This is a genomic window from Streptomyces sp. TRD_SC_5 (genome assembly GCF_056836825.1).
The window spans coordinates 4,299,544-4,318,113 of record NZ_JBWZZS010000001.1; the positions used below are offsets into that span (position 1 = coordinate 4,299,544).

General features: G+C 70.1%; 17 protein-coding genes and 1 tRNA gene. 13 read left to right on the forward strand and 5 right to left on the reverse strand.

The window, feature by feature from the left end; genetic code table 11:
• Positions 1-55 precede the first annotated feature (55 nt).
• Positions 56-1,321, reverse strand: a complete 1,266-nt coding sequence (locus AC1P0E_RS19960; protein ID WP_482743510.1) for an MFS transporter — start codon at positions 1,319-1,321, stop codon at positions 56-58.
• A gap of 263 nt (positions 1,322-1,584) precedes the next feature.
• On the reverse strand, positions 1,585-3,111 hold the full coding sequence (locus AC1P0E_RS19965) for a potassium/proton antiporter (protein ID WP_482743511.1): 1,527 nt from the start codon (positions 3,109-3,111) through the stop codon (positions 1,585-1,587).
• A 181-nt stretch (positions 3,112-3,292) separates the two neighbouring features.
• Here AC1P0E_RS19965 and AC1P0E_RS19970 point away from each other — a divergent pair, with 181 nt between their 5' ends.
• The gene (locus tag AC1P0E_RS19970) at positions 3,293-6,097 is read left to right on the forward strand and encodes a penicillin acylase family protein (protein WP_482743512.1); all 2,805 of its coding nucleotides are present in this window, start codon (positions 3,293-3,295) and stop codon (positions 6,095-6,097) included.
• Here AC1P0E_RS19970 and AC1P0E_RS19975 read toward each other — a convergent pair.
• Positions 6,087-6,677: a 5-formyltetrahydrofolate cyclo-ligase gene (locus AC1P0E_RS19975; protein ID WP_482743513.1), complete on the reverse strand. Its 591-nt coding sequence runs from the start codon at positions 6,675-6,677 to the stop codon at positions 6,087-6,089. The two genes, AC1P0E_RS19970 and AC1P0E_RS19975, sit on opposite strands and share 11 nt — an antisense overlap.
• Before the next feature lie 87 nt (positions 6,678-6,764).
• Between AC1P0E_RS19975 and galU the strand changes: the two genes are divergently transcribed.
• The 7 genes from galU to AC1P0E_RS20010 all read left to right on the forward strand — a co-directional run bounded on the left by galU (position 6,765) and on the right by AC1P0E_RS20010 (position 12,196).
• Positions 6,765-7,691 (forward strand): UTP--glucose-1-phosphate uridylyltransferase GalU, encoded by a 927-nt coding sequence (gene galU / locus AC1P0E_RS19980; protein WP_482743514.1) that lies wholly within the window; start codon positions 6,765-6,767, stop codon positions 7,689-7,691.
• Between the two features lie 5 nt (positions 7,692-7,696).
• Positions 7,697-8,998, forward strand: a complete 1,302-nt coding sequence (gene glp / locus AC1P0E_RS19985; protein WP_482743515.1) for a molybdotransferase-like divisome protein Glp — start codon at positions 7,697-7,699, stop codon at positions 8,996-8,998.
• A 62-nt stretch (positions 8,999-9,060) separates the two neighbouring features.
• The gene (moaC, locus tag AC1P0E_RS19990) at positions 9,061-9,540 is read left to right on the forward strand and encodes a cyclic pyranopterin monophosphate synthase MoaC (RefSeq protein ID WP_482743516.1); all 480 of its coding nucleotides are present in this window, start codon (positions 9,061-9,063) and stop codon (positions 9,538-9,540) included.
• Positions 9,537-10,163, forward strand: a complete 627-nt coding sequence (locus AC1P0E_RS19995) for a MogA/MoaB family molybdenum cofactor biosynthesis protein (protein WP_482743517.1) — start codon at positions 9,537-9,539, stop codon at positions 10,161-10,163. The genes moaC and AC1P0E_RS19995 overlap by 4 nt, the downstream gene beginning before the upstream one ends.
• Entirely contained in the window at positions 10,160-10,786 is a 627-nt protein-coding gene (locus AC1P0E_RS20000; protein ID WP_482745822.1) for a GNAT family N-acetyltransferase, read from the forward strand. Before AC1P0E_RS19995 ends, AC1P0E_RS20000 begins: the two co-directional genes overlap by 4 nt.
• Before the next feature lie 162 nt (positions 10,787-10,948).
• Positions 10,949-12,061, forward strand: coding sequence for a divisome protein SepX/GlpR (sepX, locus tag AC1P0E_RS20005; RefSeq protein ID WP_482743518.1), 1,113 nt, complete (start codon positions 10,949-10,951; stop codon positions 12,059-12,061).
• A 61-nt stretch (positions 12,062-12,122) separates the two neighbouring features.
• A tRNA-Ala gene (locus AC1P0E_RS20010) sits at positions 12,123-12,196 on the forward strand.
• A gap of 144 nt (positions 12,197-12,340) precedes the next feature.
• Here the strand turns inward: AC1P0E_RS20010 and AC1P0E_RS20015 are convergent.
• On the reverse strand, positions 12,341-12,823 hold the full coding sequence (locus AC1P0E_RS20015; RefSeq protein WP_482743519.1) for a GNAT family N-acetyltransferase: 483 nt from the start codon (positions 12,821-12,823) through the stop codon (positions 12,341-12,343).
• Positions 12,824-12,889: 66 nt separating this feature from the next.
• On the opposite strand from AC1P0E_RS20015, the gene AC1P0E_RS20020 reads away from it, so the two are divergent.
• Positions 12,890-13,687 carry an exodeoxyribonuclease III gene (locus AC1P0E_RS20020; RefSeq protein ID WP_482745823.1) on the forward strand — a complete coding sequence of 266 codons (798 nt, stop codon included), beginning with the start codon at positions 12,890-12,892 and terminating at the stop codon, positions 13,685-13,687.
• Between the two features lie 33 nt (positions 13,688-13,720).
• On the opposite strand, the gene AC1P0E_RS20025 is transcribed toward AC1P0E_RS20020, so the two are convergent.
• Positions 13,721-14,377 carry a MerR family transcriptional regulator gene (locus AC1P0E_RS20025; protein ID WP_482745824.1) on the reverse strand — a complete coding sequence of 219 codons (657 nt, stop codon included), beginning with the start codon at positions 14,375-14,377 and terminating at the stop codon, positions 13,721-13,723.
• A 164-nt stretch (positions 14,378-14,541) separates the two neighbouring features.
• Here AC1P0E_RS20025 and AC1P0E_RS20030 point away from each other — a divergent pair, with 164 nt between their 5' ends.
• The 4 genes from AC1P0E_RS20030 (at position 14,542) to AC1P0E_RS20045 (ending at position 18,319) form a co-directional block, all read left to right on the forward strand.
• Entirely contained in the window at positions 14,542-16,143 is a 1,602-nt protein-coding gene (locus tag AC1P0E_RS20030; protein WP_482743520.1) for a flavin-containing monooxygenase, read from the forward strand.
• Positions 16,140-17,090 (forward strand): alpha/beta fold hydrolase, encoded by a 951-nt coding sequence (locus tag AC1P0E_RS20035; protein ID WP_482743521.1) that lies wholly within the window; start codon positions 16,140-16,142, stop codon positions 17,088-17,090. The genes AC1P0E_RS20030 and AC1P0E_RS20035 overlap by 4 nt, the downstream gene beginning before the upstream one ends.
• Positions 17,087-17,968 (forward strand): SDR family oxidoreductase, encoded by an 882-nt coding sequence (locus tag AC1P0E_RS20040; RefSeq protein WP_482743522.1) that lies wholly within the window; start codon positions 17,087-17,089, stop codon positions 17,966-17,968. The genes AC1P0E_RS20035 and AC1P0E_RS20040 overlap by 4 nt, the downstream gene beginning before the upstream one ends.
• 126 nt (positions 17,969-18,094) lie before the next feature.
• Positions 18,095-18,319, forward strand: a complete 225-nt coding sequence (locus tag AC1P0E_RS20045; protein WP_482743523.1) for a hypothetical protein — start codon at positions 18,095-18,097, stop codon at positions 18,317-18,319.
• Positions 18,320-18,570: the final 251 nt, after the last annotated feature.

Genomic DNA, 18,570 nt, shown 5'->3' on the forward strand with positions numbered 1-18,570 from the left:
GGCACTCTCACTCAATGAGTGCTAACGACGTTCCATAGTGACGTATTCCGCGAGATCAGTCCACCGTCACAGGCACTCGGTGACTCACGCCACGTGCGGCGACCCGTCCCGGAACCCTCGGCGCCAGCCGCGAGCGCAGTGCCACCAGGGTGGCCAGGGCGAGCGCGGTGCCCGCCAGCGGCACCAGGAATCCCGCGCTCGCGCTGTTCGCGTCCGCCAGTCGTCCCGCGACCGTGACACCCGCGGCCTGTCCGAGCGCGACCGCGCCGGTCAGCCAGGTGAAGGCCTCGGTACGGGCCGAAGCCGGCACCAGCGACTCGATCATCGTGTAGCCGGTGATCAGCGCGGGCGCGATGCACAGGCCGACCAGCAGTCCCAGCCCCGCGAGCAGCGGCACGGAGTGCACCGCCCACAGTCCGGAGGCGGCCAGCGTCAGCGCGGCGTACGCCACCATCAGGCGGCGACGGGGACCGACCTTCCAGGCGATCGCACCGCACGCGACACCGGCGAGCATGTTGCCCGCGGCGAACGTTCCGTAGAGCAGCCCGTTCACGCCCGGGTTCCCGATTTCCTCGGAGAACGCGGTCAGCGAGACCTGCATTCCCCCGAAGACCGCGCCGATGCCGAGGAAGGCCACCGCGAGCACCCGTACACCCGGAACGGAGAGCGCCGAGGCGCGCGGTCCGTCGGACATGGACAGGCGCCCGGCCTGCGGCTGCGTACGCCGCTGAACGGCGAAGAACAGGCCGCCGACCAGCGTGAGCGCGGCCTCGGCGATCAGGCCGGCCGCCGGGTGCACGCCGGTGCACAGGGCGGTCGCGAGAACGGGTCCCACAACGAAGGTGAATTCGTCCGTCACGGACTCGAACGCCGCGGCGGTCGACATCAGCGGAGAGCCCTCGAGCTTGGCGGCCCAGCGGGCCCGCACCATCGGGCCGATCTGCGGAACGGACGCACCCGTGGGAACGGCCGCGACGAACAGCGCCCACATGGGCGCTCCGGAGAGCGCCAGCACCGTCAGTGTGACCACGGAAGCGGTGTGCACGAGAACGCCCGGAATCAGAACCGTGCTCTGTCCGAAACGGTCGGCGAGTTTGCCGCTCTGCGGCGCGAACAGTGCCATGGAAACGCCGGTGACGGCGGCGACAGCGCCCGCGCTTCCGTACGACCCTGTGGTGTGCTGCACGAGCAGCACGATGCCGATGGTCAGCATCGCGAAGGGCTGGCGTGCCAAGAACCCGGGCAACAGGTACGTCCAGGCTCCAGGGGTGCGGAGCAGTTGGCCGTAACCGGGGCGGGTGGTGGTGACCGTGTCGGACACGGTCCTTGCCTTTCTGCCGCCTGGTGACGCTCCCCTGTGCACGCGTGTGTGTGCGTGCGGGAGCCGCCGAGAGCTGTCCTCTTGCGCAGGACCGGCGGTAGATACCAGGACACCCACAGAGAGGGGGCCGGCCGCCGTACGGTCGCGCCAGCTCTGCGTCAGGCAGAGTTGGTCGATCAGTAGACCTTCATGTTACAGGGCATCGCCTTCGGTGCACCTGTGAATACGTACGGATTACGTCACACCGCCTGCGATAGAGACGATCAATGGGAACCCCTGCCACCGGTTCCCAGCCATCCGGCGAGCTTGCCGCCCTGTCCGACCGCCCGCAGCCGCCGCTCGGCGGCGTCCCGTACCGGATCGGTCGCCACCACGAGCAGCTCGTCGCCGCGCCGCAGCACGGTCGTCGGCAGCGGTACGAAGCTCGTCTTGTCCCGTACGACCAGGGTGACCGCGGCCCCGTGCGGCAGCCGCAGCTCGGCCACCTCCACGCCGTGCATCCGCGACTTCTCCGGGATCGCGACCGACAGCAGATGCCCGCGCAGCCGCTCCAGCGGCGCCGACTCGATGCCCAGGTCGGCGGCCTCGGACGAGTCGTCGCCGAGTCGTAGCCACTTCGCCAGCCAGGGCAGTGTCGGACCCTGAACGAGGGTGTAGACGACGACGAGGACGAAGACGATGTTGAAGATCCGGTCGCTGCCGTCGACGCCCGACACCAGCGGAATGGTCGCCAAGATGATGGGGACCGCGCCGCGCAGCCCGGCCCACGACATGAGGGCCTGCTCCTGCCACGGGATGCGGAACGGCAGCAGGCTGATCAGTACTTCCAGGGGTCGCGCCACCATGGTGAGCACCAGCCCCACCATCACCGCCGGCCAGAAGTCGACCAGCAGCTCGTGCGGCGTCACCAGCAGCCCGAGCAGGACGAACATGCCGATCTGCGCGATCCAGCCGAGCCCGTCCGCGAACCCGCGCGTCGCCGGCCAGTGCGGCAGCTTGGAGTTGCCCAGCACCACCGCGGCCAGATAGACGGCGAGGAACCCGCTGCCGTGCGCGATGGCTCCGGCGGCGTACGCCGATACGGCGATGGCCATGACCGCGATCGGATACAGACCGGACGCGGGAAGCGCCACACGACGCAGTGCGTACGCACCGAGCCAGCCCACCGCGAGACCGATGCTCGCGCCGATCGCCAGCTCGAGGGCGATCGTGCCGAGCAGGACGTACCACTCGTCCACCGGGCCGACCGTCGAGAAGGCGACCACGAGGATCACGACAGGGGCGTCGTTGAAGCCCGACTCGGCCTCGAGCACACCGGTTATCCGGGAGGGCAGCGGCACCTTGCGCAGTACGGAGAAGACAGCGGCGGCGTCCGTCGACGAGACGACCGCGCCGACGATCAGCGACTGCCGCCAGTCGAGACCGACGAGATAGTGCGCGCCGGCAGCCGTCACGCCCACGCTCACCGCGACGCCGACGGTCGAAAGGAGGATCGCCGCGGGCAACGCGGGCTTGATCTCCTTCCACTTCGTACCCAGGCCGCCCTCGGCCAGGATCACCACAAGCGCGGCATAGCCGATCACCTGCGTCAGTTCGGCGTTGTCGAAGTGAACGTCGAAGATGCCGTCCTGCCCGATGGCGATCCCGATACCGAGGTACAGCAGCAGGCTGGGGAGCCCGCTGCGGGACGAGATACGTACCGCCGCGACGGCGATGAGCAGAACGAGCGAGCAGACGAGCAGGAGTTCATTGAGCTGGTGGACAGTCAGCGGCCGTTCCTTCCCTCGCACGCCTGCCGGATCGTTCCTCCGGCGGCCGGTACTTCGTTACCTTACCTAATCTTTAACGCTTCCTTGACGCGCTCGATCATCCGTACGATCGCCGTTGGAGGCACCGCGTCCAGGGCGCCGGAGCGCTGCGCCTATGGTTGCTCCAGCACTCAAGGACCACCCTGCCCCTCGAAGGACAGCGATGCCCGCCAACACCACCGCCTCTTCCGGCAAGAAGAAGAAGGGGCGTCGCGCCCGCCTGATCGTGATCGTGCTGGTGTTGGCCCTTGTCGCGGGTGTCGGCTACGGCACGTACTGGAGCATCAGCACGGTGCGCGCCTCCTTCCCGCAGACCACGGGGTCGATCGAGGTCGACGGCCTCTCGGGGCCCGTCGACGTCAAGCGCGACAGTTACGGCATTCCGCAGATCTACGCGGACACCGACGAAGATCTCTTCCGCGCCCAGGGCTTCGTGCAGGCGCAGGACCGCTTCTACGAGATGGACGTCCGCCGTCACATGACGTCGGGCCGGCTCTCCGAGATGTTCGGCGCGGACCTGGTCGACACCGACGCCTTCCTGCGCACGCTCGGCTGGCGCCAGGTCGCGCAGGAGGAGTACGACACCAAGCTGACGCCGGAGACGAAGAAGAACCTCCAGTCGTACGCCGCGGGCGTCAACTCCTACCTCGAAGGCCGCGACGGCAAGGACATCTCCGTCGAGTACGCCGCTCTGGGCTTCGTCAACGACTACACGCCCCAGAAGTGGACGCCCGTCGACTCGGTGGCCTGGCTGAAGGCCATGGCCTGGGACCTGCGCGGCAACATGCAGGACGAGATCGACCGTTCGCTGATGACGAGCAGGCTGAGCGCGAAGCAGATCAAGGACCTGTACCCGTCCTACCCGTACGACCGGAACAAGCCGGTCGTCGAAGAGGGCGCGGTCGACAAGACGACGAAGAAGTACGACCCGAAGGCGTCAGCCACCTCGGACGCGGGCACCGGCACGGGCACGGGCACAGCATCCGGCACTGGCACCGGCACAGCATCCGGCACCGGTACGGGCGTCGGCACAGGCACCGCGGGCAACGCCGCCGCCGACGCGACCCAGGGCTTCCAGTCCCAGCTCTCCGACATCTCCGACGCCCTCGACGAGATCCCCGCGCTGTTCGGCCCGAACGGCAGCGGCATCGGCTCCAACTCCTGGGTCGTCTCCGGCAAGTACACGACCACCAAGAAGCCGCTGCTCGCCAACGACCCGCACCTCGCGCCCCAGCTGCCCTCGCTCTGGTACCAGATGGGCCTGCACTGCCGGAAGGTCTCCGCGACCTGCAAGTACGACACCGCGGGCTACACCTTCTCCGGCATGCCCGGCGTGATAATCGGCCACAACCAGGACATCGCCTGGGGCTTCACCAACCTCGGCGCCGACGTCACCGACCTCTACCTGGAGCAGGTCTCGGACGACGGCTACCTCTACGACGGCAGCACGAAGCCCTTCACCACCCGCGAGGAGACCATCAAGGTCGCCGGCGGCAAGCCGAAGAAGATCACCGTCCGCTCCACCAACAACGGCCCGCTGGTCTCCGACCGCAACGACGAGCTCGGGAAGGTCGGCGAGAAGGCCCCGGTCAGCAACGCAGCCCCCGACCGCGGCGCAGGCTACGGGATCTCCCTCAAGTGGACCGCGCTGATGCCCGGCAAGTCCATGGACGCCGTGTTCGAGCTGAACCGGGCGACGGACTTCAACAGCTTCCGCGCGGCAGCCGCCCACTTCGAGGTCCCCTCCCAGAACCTCATCTACGCCGACACCGAGGGCCACATCGGCTACCAGGCCCCGGGCCGCATCCCGGTCCGTAACGCGGGCGACGGCACCATGCCCGCACCCGGCTGGGACTCGAGCTACCGCTGGAAGGGCTTCATCCCGCAGGACGAGCTGCCGTACGAGTACGACCCGGAGCGCGGCTACATCGTCACCGCGAACCAGGCCGTGATCGACAAGGAGAAGTACCCCTACCTCCTCACCGAGGACTGGGGCTACGGCGCCCGCAGCCAGCGCATCAACGACCTCATCGAGTCGAAGATCTCCGACGGCGGCAAGATCTCCACCGACGACATGCGCACCATGCAGATGGACAACAGCAGTGAGATCGCCAAGCTGCTCACCCCCCACCTGCTGAAGATCGACGTGTCGGACCCGAACGTCCGCGAGACGCAGAAGCTGCTCGAAGGATGGGACTACACGCAGGAACCGGACTCGGCGGCCGCCGCGTACTTCAACGCGGTGTGGCGAAACGTCCTCAAGCTCGCGTTCGGCAACAAGCTGCCCAAGGAGCTGCGGGTCAAGGGGCAGTGCCTCAGCGTCCGTCCCGCCGACGCCACGGGCCCGGTCGACGACCTCGACGAGCGGGTACGCGAATGCGGCCAGCGCGCCAAGGACTCGGCGCAGCCGGACGGCGGCGACCGCTGGTACGAGGTCGTCCGCAAGATGCTCAAGGACGAGAAGAACGAGTGGTGGCAGGCGCCCAAGACCCGGCTCGACAAGGCGACCGAATCCCGTGACGAACTGCTCGCCCGCGCGCTGAAGGACGCCCGCTGGGAGCTGACGGCCAAGCTCGGCAAGGACGTCGACTCCTGGAGCTGGGGCCGCCTGCACCAGCTGGAGCTGAAGAACCAGACCCTCGGTACGAGCGGTCCCGGCTTCGTCCAGTCGCTCCTCAACCGCGGCCCCTGGAACCTGGGCGGCGGCGAGGCGGCGGTCAACGCCACCGGCTGGAACGCGGCGGGCGGCTACGAGGTCATCTGGGTGCCCTCCATGCGCATGGTCGTGAACCTCAACGACCTCGACAGGTCCCGCTGGATCAACCTGACCGGCGCGTCGGGGCACGCGTACAGCGCGCACTACACCGACCAGACCGACAAGTGGGCGAAGGGCGAGCTGCTGGACTGGCCGTTCAGCGACGAGGCGGTCGAGAAGAGCACCACCGACAAACTGGTACTCAGGCCGTAAAACGCCTGACACCGCCCGGCGTCACCACGGCGCTCACGGGGTGGTCGTGCGGTTCTCTCGGGACCCGCGCGACCACCTCTTCGTCGTACAGCAGCACCACCAGGCGGGGCCGCGCGCCGGCCGCCTCCAGCCGGGCGAGCACCCGGTCGTACGAACCGCCGCCCCGCCCGAGCCGCGTCCCGCGCCCGTCCACCGCGAGCCCGGGCAGCAGCACCGCGTCGGCTTCCCGTACGGCGTCCACGCCGAGCCGGGCGCCGCGCGGCTCCAGCAGCCCGAGCCGGGCGCGCACCAGCTGCTCGGCACCCTCGTACTCGGCCCAGTCCAGATCGTTGTCCGCGAGGAGCACGGGAAGCAGCACCCGTACGCCCCGCGCGCGCAGCGCGTCCAGCAGCGCCCGGGTGGCGGGCTCACTCCCGATGGAGACGTACGCGGCGACCGTCCCGGCGTCCGCGAGCTCCGGCAGCTCCAGGGCCCTGCGCGCCAGAACCGCACCGGCCTTCTCGACGTCATCCCTGGTCAACCGGGATCTCATGTCGAGGAGTTCTCGTCGCAACCCGGCCTTGTCAGGCTCGTCACACATCACTTTGGCTCCACAAAACGCCTCGTATGAGAATTTATTGACCGGAGCCTAATCTTCCTCCCATACGCAACGGATATCGTTCTGACCATGACTCAGTCGCACCCCGGGATCAGCAAGGCTGTCATCCCTGCCGCCGGCCTCGGCACCAGGTTCCTGCCGGCGACAAAGGCCACTCCAAAAGAGATGCTGCCTGTCGTCGACAAGCCGGCCATCCAGTACGTGGTCGAGGAGGCCGTGTCCGCGGGCCTCTCCGACGTCCTCATGGTCACCGGCCGCAACAAGCGCCCTCTCGAGGACCACTTCGACCGCAATTACGAGCTGGAATCGGCCCTCGGCCGCAAGGGCGACGCCGAACGTCTCGCCCGGGTGCAGGAGTCGAGCGACCTCGCCACCATGCACTACGTCCGCCAGGGCGACCCCAAGGGCCTCGGCCACGCCGTCCTGTGCGCCGCGCCGCACGTCGGCGACCAGCCCTTCGCCGTACTGCTCGGTGACGACCTGATCGACCCGCGCGACCCCCTGCTGTCCCGGATGATCGAGATCCAGGGGCAGTACGGCGGCAGCGTCATCGCGCTGATGGAGGTCGACCCCGCGCAGATCCACCTGTACGGATCGGCCGCCGTCGAGCCGACCGGTGAAGGCGATGTCGTACGGGTCACCGGCCTGGTCGAGAAGCCCGACCCGGCGGACGCGCCCAGCAACTACGCCATCATCGGCCGCTATGTGCTGGATCCGGCCGTTTTCGACATACTGCGCAAGACCGAGCCGGGCCGCGGCGGCGAGATCCAGCTCACCGACGCCCTCCAGCACCTGGCCGAGACGTATGAATCAGCGGCTGACGCCGCGGGGAAGGCCGGCGGCCCCGTGCACGGCGTCGTCTTCAAGGGCCGCCGCTATGACACCGGTGACCGGGGCGACTATCTGCGTGCCATTGTCAGACTCGCATGCGAACGTGAGGACCTGGGGCCGGAGTTCCGGACCTGGCTTCGCAGTTACGTGACCGAGGAGATGTAGGCACCTTGAGCAGCACGATCTGGTCTGTCGACGAGCACCTTGAGGACATCCTCGCCGCGGTGAGCCCGCTCGAGCCCATCGAGCTGCAACTCCCCGACGCGCAGGGCTGTGTCCTCGTCGAGGACATCACGGTCCAGATCGCGCTGCCGCCCTTCGACAACAGCTCCATGGACGGGTACGCCGTCCGTACGAGCGATGTCGCGGGCGCCACCGAGGAGTTCCCCGCCGTCCTCACCGTCATCGGTGACGTGGCGGCGGGCAGCGCCGAGACGCTCACGGTCGGCCCCGGCGAGGCCGCCCGCATCATGACCGGCGCCCCGCTGCCGCCCGGCGCCGAGGCCGTCGTCCCGGTCGAGTGGACCGACGGCGGTACGGGCGGCGGACCGGCCGCCACGATGCGCGCCGCGAGCGGCGCACCCGAGGGCGCGTCCGGTGAGGTCCGGGTCCACCGCCCCGTCGAGGCGCGGGCGCACGTCCGCGCGCGCGGCAGCGACGTCCAGGCCGGCGACCTGGCCCTGGAGGCCGGTACGGTCGTGGGCCCGCCCCAGATCGGCCTGCTGGCGGCCATCGGCCGCGCCACCGTGAAGGTCAGGCCCCGCCCCCGCGTAGTCGTCCTGTCGACCGGCAGCGAACTGGTGCAGCCCGGCGAGCAGTTGGCGGCCGGCCAGATCTACGACTCCAACAGCTTCGCGCTGACCGCCGCCGCCCGCGACGCCGGAGCCATCGCCTACCGCGTCGGTGCCGTCACCGACGACGCCGAGACGCTCCGCGCCACCATCGAGGACCAGCTGATCCGCGCCGACATGATCGTCACGACCGGTGGCGTCAGCGTCGGCGCGTACGACGTGGTCAAGGAGGCACTGTCCTCGGTGGGCGACGAGGACGAGCCCGGCAGCGGCATCGACTTCCGCAAGCTCGCCATGCAGCCCGGCAAGCCGCAGGGCTTCGGCTCCATCGGCCCCGAGCACACCCCACTGCTCGCCCTCCCGGGCAACCCGGTCTCGTCGTACGTCTCCTTCGAGCTGTTCGTACGCCCGGCGATCCGCGCCCTGATGGGCCTCAAGGACGTGCACCGCCCGAAGGTCCGCGCGGCCTTGATCGTTGACAAGCCGCTCTCCTCCCCGGCCGGTAAGCGCCAGTTCCTGCGGGGTACGTACGACGAGAAGTCGGGCTCCGTCACCCCTGTCGGCGGCGCCGGATCGCACCTCGTCGCGGCCCTCGCCCGGGCCGACGCGCTGATCACCGTCCCGGAGGACACCACCGAGGTCGAGCCGGGCACCGAGGTCGACGTGGTCCTGCTCGGCTGACCGGCGCCCGGTGGGAGTACCGTGTCTGCCCTCACAGGCCCTGACCGGGAGCGCCACACGTAATGAGTACGCACGAACGGCTCACGCACATCGACGAGGCGGGGGCGGCCCGCATGGTCGACGTCTCGGCCAAGGACGTCACCGCGCGCACCGCGCGCGCCACCGGACGCGTCCTTGTCGCGCCGCGCGTCGTCGAGCTGCTGCGCGGCGAGGGGGTCCCCAAGGGTGACGCCCTCGCCACCGCCCGTATCGCGGGCATCATGGGCGCCAAGCGCACGCCCGACCTGATCCCGCTCTGCCACCCGCTCGCGCTCTCCGGCGTGAAGCTGGACCTGGCGGTCGCCGACGACGCCGTCGAGATCGCCGCGACGGTGCGTACGACGGACCGTACGGGCGTCGAGATGGAGGCGCTGACGGCCGTCACGGTCGCCGCGCTCACCGTGATCGACATGGTGAAGGCGGTCGACAAGGGCGCGGTCATCACCGACGTGCGCGTCGAGGAGAAGACGGGCGGCAAGTCCGGCGACTGGAGCCGGGCATGAGTCCCCGCGCCGGAGAGGTGTACAGCCACAGCCACGAGCCGGCGGCCGAGCCTCGGCCCACCGCCACCGCCACTGCTCCCGCGTCGGCGCCGGACGCCTCCGTACCGCGCCGCGCCCTGGTCGTGACGGCCTCCAACCGGGCCTCCGCCGGGGTCTACGCCGACCGGGGCGGTCCGATCCTCGCCGAGGCCCTGCGCGGTCTGGGCTTCGAGGTCGAAGGACCGCAGGTGGTCCCCGACGGCGACCCGGTGGAGCAGGCCCTGCGCGCCGGGGTCGCAGCCGCGTACGACGTCATCCTGACCACGGGCGGCACCGGCATCTCGCCGACCGACCGCACGCCCGACGCCACCCGCCGAGTCCTCGACTACGACATTCCGGGCATCCCCGAGGCGATCCGAGCCGAGGGGATCGGGAAGGTCCCGACCGCCGCGCTCTCCCGCGGACTCGCGGGCGTCGCGGGCCGGACCCTGATCGTGAACCTGCCGGGCTCCACCGGCGGCGTACGGGACGGGCTCGCGGTCCTGGAGCGCCTCCTGCTCCACGCCGTGGACCAGATCAGGGGCGGCGACCACCCCGGGTCCGGGTCCGGTTCCGGATCCCCCCTACCGGGGAGCCAGAGCTGAACGCTTCGTCCTGGCCGGTCGAGCTGGCGGACGGTGATGTCGCCCTCCGCCCGATAAGGCTTCGCGACCAGCGGAGCTGGCGCGAGGTGAACCGGCGCAACCGCGACTGGCTGCGCCCCTGGGAGGCCACGATCCCGCCGCCCGCGCCGACGGGCCCGGTGGCGCAGCGCCCCACGTACCGTCAGATGGTCCGCCACCTGCGCTCCGAGGCGAACGCCGGCCGGATGCTGCCCTTCGTCATCGAGTACCGGGGCGAGCTGGTCGGCCAGTTGACGGTCGCCGGGATCACCTGGGGATCGATGTGCTCCGGGCACGTCGGTTACTGGGTGGATCGCGAGGTGGCGGGCCGCGGCGTGATGCCGACGGCCGTCGCCCTCGCCGTCGACCACTGCTTCCGTACGGTCGGTCTGCACCGCATCGAGGTCTGCATTCGGCCCGAGAACACGCCAAGTCGCCGGGTCGTGGAAAAGCTCGGATTCCGCGAGGAGGGTCTGCGCCCCCGATATCTCCACATCGACGGCGGGTGGCGCGACCATCTGGTCTACGCGCTCACGGCGGAAGAAGCGCCCGAGGGGCTGCTGAACCGCTGGCACCAGGCACGACCCGGCACATCCCATAAATGAAATAAGTGTTCGAAATTGACCGGCTGTTGACTGCAAAAGGACCCACAAAGCAGCCTGTTGATCCGATCAGTCACAAAAAAAGTTCGAGTTATCAGCCAGATCGTGCGACACACCGGCTCAATTGGCGGATGGGCTTGCGCGAACCCCTCTACGGTGTGGGGTGTGAGCAGCAGCGGCCTGATTTACGCAGTCATCGTCGGGGCCTGGGCCGCCTACTTGGTGCCGATGTGGCTCCGCAGGCAGGACGAGCTCAACGAGGCCCGTCCGACGGAACGCTTCAGCACCGCCATCCGGCTGCTGTCCGGACGGGCGGCAATGGAGCGCCGATACGCCAGGGAGCTGCAGGAGCGCGCCGCGGATGAGGCGGAGCCCGACGTGGACCCGGACGCGGTCACGGACCGATTGAGTTCCGTGGACGTCCGGGCCTTCGCCGTGCCCCCGACGCAAGCAACGGAGCGCCCTGCCGCACGCGAGGACGTGCGGGAGAAGGCGCGCGACGGCGCCCGGGAGAGCGTGCGGGAGCACGCGCGGGAGGAACGGCGGGTGCGGGCCGCGAGCGCCGCCGCCGAACGCGCCCGGCGCTCGAAGGTCCTCGCGCGCCGCCGGCGCACCACCGTGATCCTCTTCCTCGGCTTCACCCTCGGCGCGGTCGTCGCGGCGGTCGGCGGGCTCCAGTTCCTCTGGGCGCCGGCCGTCCCCGCCGTACTGCTGAGCACGTACATCGTGCATCTGCGGACGACCGAGCGGCGGCGCTTCGCCTTCACCATGGACCGGCGCAGGGCGGAAGCGGCGGCGCAGCGGCTGCGCGAGCGCCGCCCGCACCCGGGCCGCCGGACCGTCTCCGCGGAGCCGGACGAGGAGCCTGTCGTACGCCCGGAACCCGAACCGGCGCCCGCGGTGTCGCCGCAGGAGGCGGGCCGCCGCGCCCTGGTGGAGCAGACGGACCACGCGGAGTGGGTGGACCAGCAGCGCGAGCGTGAGCGTGGCGCGGCCCGTGGCGAGAGCTGGGACCCGGTCCCGGTCCCGCTGCCGACGTACGTCACCGCTCCCGTCGCCCCGCGCGCCACCGGCAGCGTGGACTTCGGCGACCCGGGCACCTGGAGCTCGGCCCGGTCGAGCACCGCCGAGCCGACGCCCGCCCCCGAAGCCCCGCCGGCCGCCGACCCGGCCCCGGGCCGCCGCACGAACCCTGCCCGTCGCGACCGGAGCCGCGGCCGCACGCCGCTCTTCGACCAGTACGAAGAGGGAGACCGGCCGCGGGCTGCCAACGAGTGACCAGCGAAGGAACGGATTTCCAAGCACCCCGATCGAGGTGCTAAAGTTTCACTCGTTGCAAGGGCCTGTGGCGCAGTCTGGTAGCGCACCTCGTTCGCATCGAGGGGGTCTGGGGTTCAAATCCCCACAGGTCCACCGCAGCTCAGAGCCCCTGCCGGGGAAACCCGGCAGGGGCTCTTTGGCGTTGTGCGGCGGCGTCGTGCTGCGATGAAGGTCACCGCCGCTTGAACTCCGCCGGGCCGCCGTTCATTTCGATGGTGCCGTCCGGAAGGACATGCGTCACAGCCCCAGCGGTTTGGCGAAGCAGCGGCTGTCCTCGTACTCGCGGAAGTGGCCGAACTTCTCGGTCGGTGTGTAACCGCTCGACGTGTAGAGGCTGATGGCCTCCGGCTGCTGCGTGCCCGTCTCCAGCACCATCCGTCTGCGGCCGGCCGCGCGGGCGTCGTCCTCCAGTACGGCGAGGATGCGGCGGGCCAGGCCGATGCCGCGGCAGGCGGGGATCACGTACATGCGCTTGAGTTCGGCGTCGCCGTCCGAGTAGCCCTCGCCGTTCTCGTCCTGGGCGCGCCAGGCGCCGGTGGCGACGGGGCGTTCCTGATCGTCGTACGCGACGAGGAAGAGACCGCCCGGCGGCCGGAACATCGTCGGGTCGAGAGGCGTCGTGTCGCCCTCGCCGTCGTAGCGCTCGATGTACTCCTGCTGCACTTCGGCTTCGAGCTTGACGGCGTCGGGGTGGTCGTAAGGGCGCGGGCGGATATTCATGCGTATCAGCGTACTTCTATGCAGAGTGTCGTGCCGGGTGTTTTCCGGGGTCTGTATTGTGCCGGGGTGCTCACTGTGACAAGCGTGAATGTTAACGGCCTGCGCGCCGCCGCCAAGAAGGGCTTCGTGCCGTGGCTGGCCGAAACCTCCGCCGATGTGATCTGCCTCCAGGAGGTACGGGCCGAACCGGAGCAGCTGCCGGAGGAGGTGCGCGACCCCGAGGGCTGGCACGTCGTGCACGCCCCGGCCGCCGCCAAGGGGCGGGCGGGCGTCTCCCTGTATACGCGGCGGGAGCCGGAGCGGGTGCAGGTCGGATTCGGCAGCACCGAGTTCGACGCGAGCGGGCGGTACGTCGAGGCGGACCTGCCCGGCGTCACGGTCGCCAGCCTGTATCTGCCCTCCGGTGAGGTCGGCACGGAGCGGCAGGACGAGAAGGTGCGGTTCATGGACGAGTTCCTGCCGTACTTGAAGGGGCTCAAGGAGCGCGCGGCGGCGGACGGGCGCGAGGTGCTGGTGTGCGGTGACTGGAACATCGCCCACCAGGAGGCCGACCTCAAGAACTGGAAGGCGAACCGGAAGTCCTCCGGGTTCCTGCCGGAGGAGCGGGCCTGGCTGTCGCGGGTGTTCGACGAGGCGGAGTACGTCGACGTGGTGCGCGCGCTGCACCCGGACCAGGAGGGGCCGTACTCCTGGTGGTCGTACCGCGGGAAGGCCTTCGACAACGACTCGGGCTGGCGCATCGACTACGCGGTGGCGACGCCGGGGCTGGCCGGCCGGGCGGTCAAGGCGTACGTCGAGCGGGCGGCCAGTTATGACCTGCGCTGGTCGGACCATGCGCCGGTGACGGTGGTCTTCGAGCGCTGAGTCCGCTGGGTGGGGGCCGGCCGGCCGGGTGGCTCAGGCTTCTTTCTCGGCTCTGATCAGCCGGTCCATGGCCATCGAGAGTTCCGCCTCGACGACGCTCTTGGCGAGCGGGCGCAGGCGTTGCAGAGAGGCGGCCGACGTGTCGTCGCTCAGGTGGGAGCGGACCATCGCCGCGAAGATCTCCGCCATGGCCGTCGTGTGTTCGCGCACCTCCCTGCCCGCCTGGAGCACAGCGGCCAGCGGTACGCCCTCGCGCACCAGCGCAGCCGACACGTCCAGCAGGCGGCGGCTGATGTGGACGATCTCCTCGCCGTCGGTGGCCAGATAGCCCAGGTCGAGCGCCGCGGCGAGATTCTCCGCGGTGACCTCGCCCGCGAAGTGGTCGGCGAGGGCCTCGGGGGTGAGCCGGACCGGCGTCTCCTCGGTCCAGGTGGCGGGGGCGGCGTCGTCGCCGACGCCGAACAGCTCGCCGACGTCGCGGCCGCTCTCGAAGGTGGTGGTCAGGTCCGCGATGCCGTTCAGGGTGTGGCCGCGCTCCAGCAGCGCGGCGATGGTGCGCAGCCGGGCCAGGTGGTGGTCGTCGTACCAGGCGATACGGCCCTCACGGCGCGGTGGCGGAAGCAGCTTGCGCTCGCGGTAGAAGCGCAGGGTGCGCACGCTGATGCCGGCCTCCCTGGCCAGCTCCTCCATGCGGTACTCGCGGGCTGCCGTGACTTTGTCCACGCCGGAACCTTATGTCGTACCGCCGGTAACTTTCCTCTGTTCCACCCCTACCCATGAGTACGACACTGCTCTACTCTCCCAATCGTGCCAGTGATTGCTGGCAGAGTCGTGGGACCGCGGGAGGCGTCGTCATGGCCGAGCACGAGCATGTACGAGTGGCGGTGATCGGATCCGGATTCGGTGGCCTGGGCGCCGCGGTCCGGCTGCGCCGCGAGGGGATCACCGACTTCGTCGTCCTGGAGCGCGCCGATGCGGTGGGCGGCACCTGGCGGGACAACAGCTACCCGGGATGTGCGTGCGACGTACCGTCCCATCTGTACTCGTTCTCGTTCGCGCCCAATCCCGACTGGCCGCGCACCTTCTCGGGCCAGGAGCACATCCGGGCGTACCTGGAGCACGTCACCGACACCTTCGGGCTGCGGCCGCACATCCGGCTGAACCACGAAGTGAAGATGATGCACTGGGACGGCGACGAACTGCGCTGGGAGATCGAGACCGCGCATGGCGACACGATCACCGCGGACGTCGTGGTGTCGGCCACCGGGCCGCTGTCCGATCCGAAGATCCCGGATGTTCCCGGGCTCGACGGGTTCCCCGGCAAGGTCTTCCATTCGGCGCGGTGGGACCACGACTACGACCTGCGCGGCAAGCGCGTCGCGATGATCGGGACGGGCGCGTCCGCGATCCAGATCGTGCCGTCGATCCAGCCGGTCGTGGCCGGACTGACGCTCTTTCAGCGTACGCCGCCGTGGGTGATGCCGCGCATGGACCGGGCGATCACCGGGCCCGAGCGGTGGCTGCACCGGCAGCTGCCGTTCACCGGGAAGGCGCGGCGCGGACTGCTCTTCGGGATAAGGGAATTGCAGGTCACCGCGTTCACAAAGCACCCGAACCAGCTGGGCGCCATCGAGTCGCTCGCCAAGGCCAACATGGCCAAGGCGATCAAGGACCCGGAGCTGCGGGCCAAGCTGACACCGTCGTACCGGATCGGCTGCAAGCGCATCCTGCTGTCGAGTTCGTACTACCCGGCGCTCGCCAAGCAGAACGTGGATGTGGTGGCTTCGGGGCTCAAGGAGGTGCGCGGCTCGACGGTGGTGGCGGCCGACGGGACCGAGGCGGAGGTCGACGCGATTGTCTTCGGTACGGGCTTCCACGTCACCGACATGCCGATCGCCGAGCGGGTGGTGGGCGCGGACGGCATCACGCTCGCCGAGGCGTGGAAGGACGGGATGGAGTCGCTGCGCGGCGCGACGGCGGCGGGTTTCCCCAACTGGATGACGATCATCGGGCCGAACACCGGGCTCGGGAACAGCTCGATGATTCTGATGATCGAGTCCCAGTTGAACTACATGGCCGACTATCTCCGGCAGTTGCGGGTCCTGGGCGGCAGGGTGGCGCTCGGCGCGCGGGCTTCGGCCGTGCACGCGTGGAACCGGCGGGTGCAGGACCGGATGAAGCGGACCGTGTGGAGCACGGGCGGCTGCGACAGCTGGTACCTGGACGCGAACGGTCGCAACACCACCATCTGGCCCGGTACGCCGAGCGAGTTCCGGCGCGCGACGCGGGAGGTGAACCTCGCGGAGTACGAGGTCATCCGGGCGGCGCGGGATGCGGAGGGCGCTCCGGGTGCTCAGGGCGTTGAGGGCGTTGACGGTGCTCAGGGTGCTCAGGGTGCTCAGGGTGCTCGAGCGACCGTCGGTGACGAGGCCGAGACCGCGGAGGCCGTCGCATGAGCCGGCTGATGAAGGTCGTGGGTGAGCCGCTGGTCGCCTCGCGCGAGCTGACCGCCGTCTCCGCCGACGGGTCGCGCCTGCATGTCGAGGTGTACGGGCCCGAAGGTGCCCCCGCGCTGGTCCTGGCGCACGGCTGGACCTGCTCGACGCTCTTCTGGTCGGCGCAGATACGGGAGCTGGCCGGTGCCGGCTCCGGTGAGTACCGGGTCGTGGTCTACGACCAGCGGGGGCACGGGCGTTCGCCGGCCGTCGGGCGCGACGGTTACAGCACCGACGCCCTCGCCGACGACCTCGAAGCGGTGCTCGCCGCCGCGCTCGCGCCGGGCGAGCGGGCCGTACTGGCCGGGCACTCCATGGGCGGCATGACGATCATGGCCGCCGCCGGGCGGGCCGGGTTCCGTGAGCACGCGGCGGCCGTTCTGCTGTGCAGTACGGGCAGTTCGCGGCTGGTCGCCGAGTCGCTCGTACTGCCGATGCGGGCGGGGCGGCTGCGGACGCGGCTCACGCGGGCGGTGCTGGGGGCGCGGGCGCCGCTCGGGCCCGTTACGGCGCTGTCGAAGGCGCTTCTCAAGTACGGGACGATGGGGCCCGGGACCTCGCCGGAGCGGGTGGCGGAGTGTGCTCGTATCGTCCACGCCTGTCCGCGAGCGGCGCGGGTGGCCTGGTCGCACGTGCTCGGGGAGCTTGATCTCGCGGCTGGTCTAGCGGAGTTGACCGTCCCCACTGCCTTCATCGCGGGGAGCGCCGACCGGCTGACGCCGCCCGTGCACGCCCGAGAGATCGTGGCCGCGTTGCCGAATTCGCTGGGGCTCACCGAGCTGACCGGGGTCGGGCACATGACTCCGGTGGAGGCGCCGGAGGCCGTCACGGCGAAGCTCCGTGAACTTGTGACCCAGTACGTCGCCGTCCCGGCTGTCCGTGATGAAGAGAAGGAGCAGGCCGTATGAGCAGCAGGCAGAGCCTTGAGGGTCAGGTCGCGGTCGTCACGGGCGCGGCGCGGGGGGTCGGCGAGCTGCTGGCCCGCAAGTTGTCGGCGCGCGGGGCGAAGGTGGCGCTGGTCGGCCTGGAGCCGGACGAGCTGAAGGCGGTGGCGGGGCGGCTGCACTCGGAGGCGGACTGGTGGTACGCCGATGTCACCGACCACGAGGCGATGGCGCAGGTCGCGCGGGAGGTGAAGGAGCGCTTCGGGAAGGTCGACATCGTCGTCGCCAACGCGGGGGTCGCTTCCGGGGGGCCGTTCGTGGACTCCGATCCGGTTGCGTGGCGGCGGGTCATCGAGGTCAACCTGATCGGCGGGGCGGTGACGGGGCGGGCGTTCCTTCCGGTGCTCATGGAGAGCCGGGGGTACTTCCTCCAGATCGCGTCACTGGCGGCGATCACGCCGGCGCCGATGATGACGGCGTACTGCGCGTCGAAGTCGGGGGTCGAGGCGTTCGCGCACTCGCTGCGGGCCGAGGTCGGGTATCGCGGGGTGCGGGTCGGGGTCGGGTACCTGTCGTGGACCGACACGGACATGGTGCGGGGCGCGGACGAGGACGACGTGATGCGGGAGCTGCGGCAGCGGCTGCCCTGGCCTTCGAACCGGACGTATCCGCTCGGTCCGGCGGTCGACCGGATCGTCGCGGGGATCGAGCGGCGCTCGTCGCACGTGTACGCGCAGTGGTGGCTGCGGGGGATGCAGTCCGTGCGGGGCTATCTGCCGACGCTCATCGGTGTGGTGGGGCAGCGGGAGATGAAGCGGTTCGAACCCCGGCTGGCGGGGGTCTCGAAGGGGCTTGTGGGGGCGGGCGGCGAGGCGGACGAAAAGGCGCGTACGCAGCGTTGATGAAGGCGGTGTACGCAGCGTGATGATCGAAATGCGTTGAATGTCCGGTCGTGTCAGTCTGGTCGAGGCCCAGCGGGGCGATACGCCCCGCTTCCACCCCCTCACATCCCCGTAGGAGTGAACCTCATGGGTATCAAGGACCAGTTCAAGGACAAGGCGCAGGAGCTCGCGGACCAGGCGAAGCAGGCCAAGCAGTCGAAGCAGGGCACGCAGGACAACCCGCCTTCGCGCGGTACGCAGGACGAGGCGTCGGAGCGACTCCGGCGGGCCCGGGAGGACCGGGACCTGGGGCAGGGCCAGGACATGCTCGACGACGAGCTGGGCGAGGGCCCGGAGCGTTACCGGGCTTGACGCGGTGGCTTCGCGAGGCGGTGCCTTGCGACTGCCCGCGTGAGGAAGGGCGCACCCGATCACCACCGGGTGCGTCTTTCCGCGTGGCGGGGCGGGGCGGGGTTGGGGGTGGGCCGGCTTCGCCCCGGCCCGGTGGGCCGGTTCCGGGCGCTGCGCGCCGGGCCCTGGCGGGTTCGGCGACGGCGGCTGAGGTGCGGTGCGTGTTTCGGGGGCTGCGGGGTGTGGTGCGGGGCGGGTTTCGGCGCCGGGCG

Coding starts and splice junctions, on each gene's coding strand:
- AC1P0E_RS19970 (WP_482743512.1), top strand. CDS start 3,293: ATGCCCGCCAACACCACCGCCTCTTCCGGCAAGAAGAAGAAGGGGCGT.
- AC1P0E_RS19975 (WP_482743513.1), bottom strand. CDS start 6,677: ATGTGTGACGAGCCTGACAAGGCCGGGTTGCGACGAGAACTCCTCGAC.
- galU (WP_482743514.1), top strand. CDS start 6,765: ATGACTCAGTCGCACCCCGGGATCAGCAAGGCTGTCATCCCTGCCGCC.
- moaC (WP_482743516.1), top strand. CDS start 9,061: ATGAGTACGCACGAACGGCTCACGCACATCGACGAGGCGGGGGCGGCC.
- AC1P0E_RS19995 (WP_482743517.1), top strand. CDS start 9,537: ATGAGTCCCCGCGCCGGAGAGGTGTACAGCCACAGCCACGAGCCGGCG.
- AC1P0E_RS20015 (WP_482743519.1), bottom strand. CDS start 12,823: ATGAATATCCGCCCGCGCCCTTACGACCACCCCGACGCCGTCAAGCTC.
- AC1P0E_RS20025 (WP_482745824.1), bottom strand. CDS start 14,377: ATGGAGGAGCTGGCCAGGGAGGCCGGCATCAGCGTGCGCACCCTGCGC.
- AC1P0E_RS20030 (WP_482743520.1), top strand. CDS start 14,542: ATGGCCGAGCACGAGCATGTACGAGTGGCGGTGATCGGATCCGGATTC.
- AC1P0E_RS20035 (WP_482743521.1), top strand. CDS start 16,140: ATGAGCCGGCTGATGAAGGTCGTGGGTGAGCCGCTGGTCGCCTCGCGC.
- AC1P0E_RS20040 (WP_482743522.1), top strand. CDS start 17,087: ATGAGCAGCAGGCAGAGCCTTGAGGGTCAGGTCGCGGTCGTCACGGGC.
- AC1P0E_RS20045 (WP_482743523.1), top strand. CDS start 18,095: ATGGGTATCAAGGACCAGTTCAAGGACAAGGCGCAGGAGCTCGCGGAC.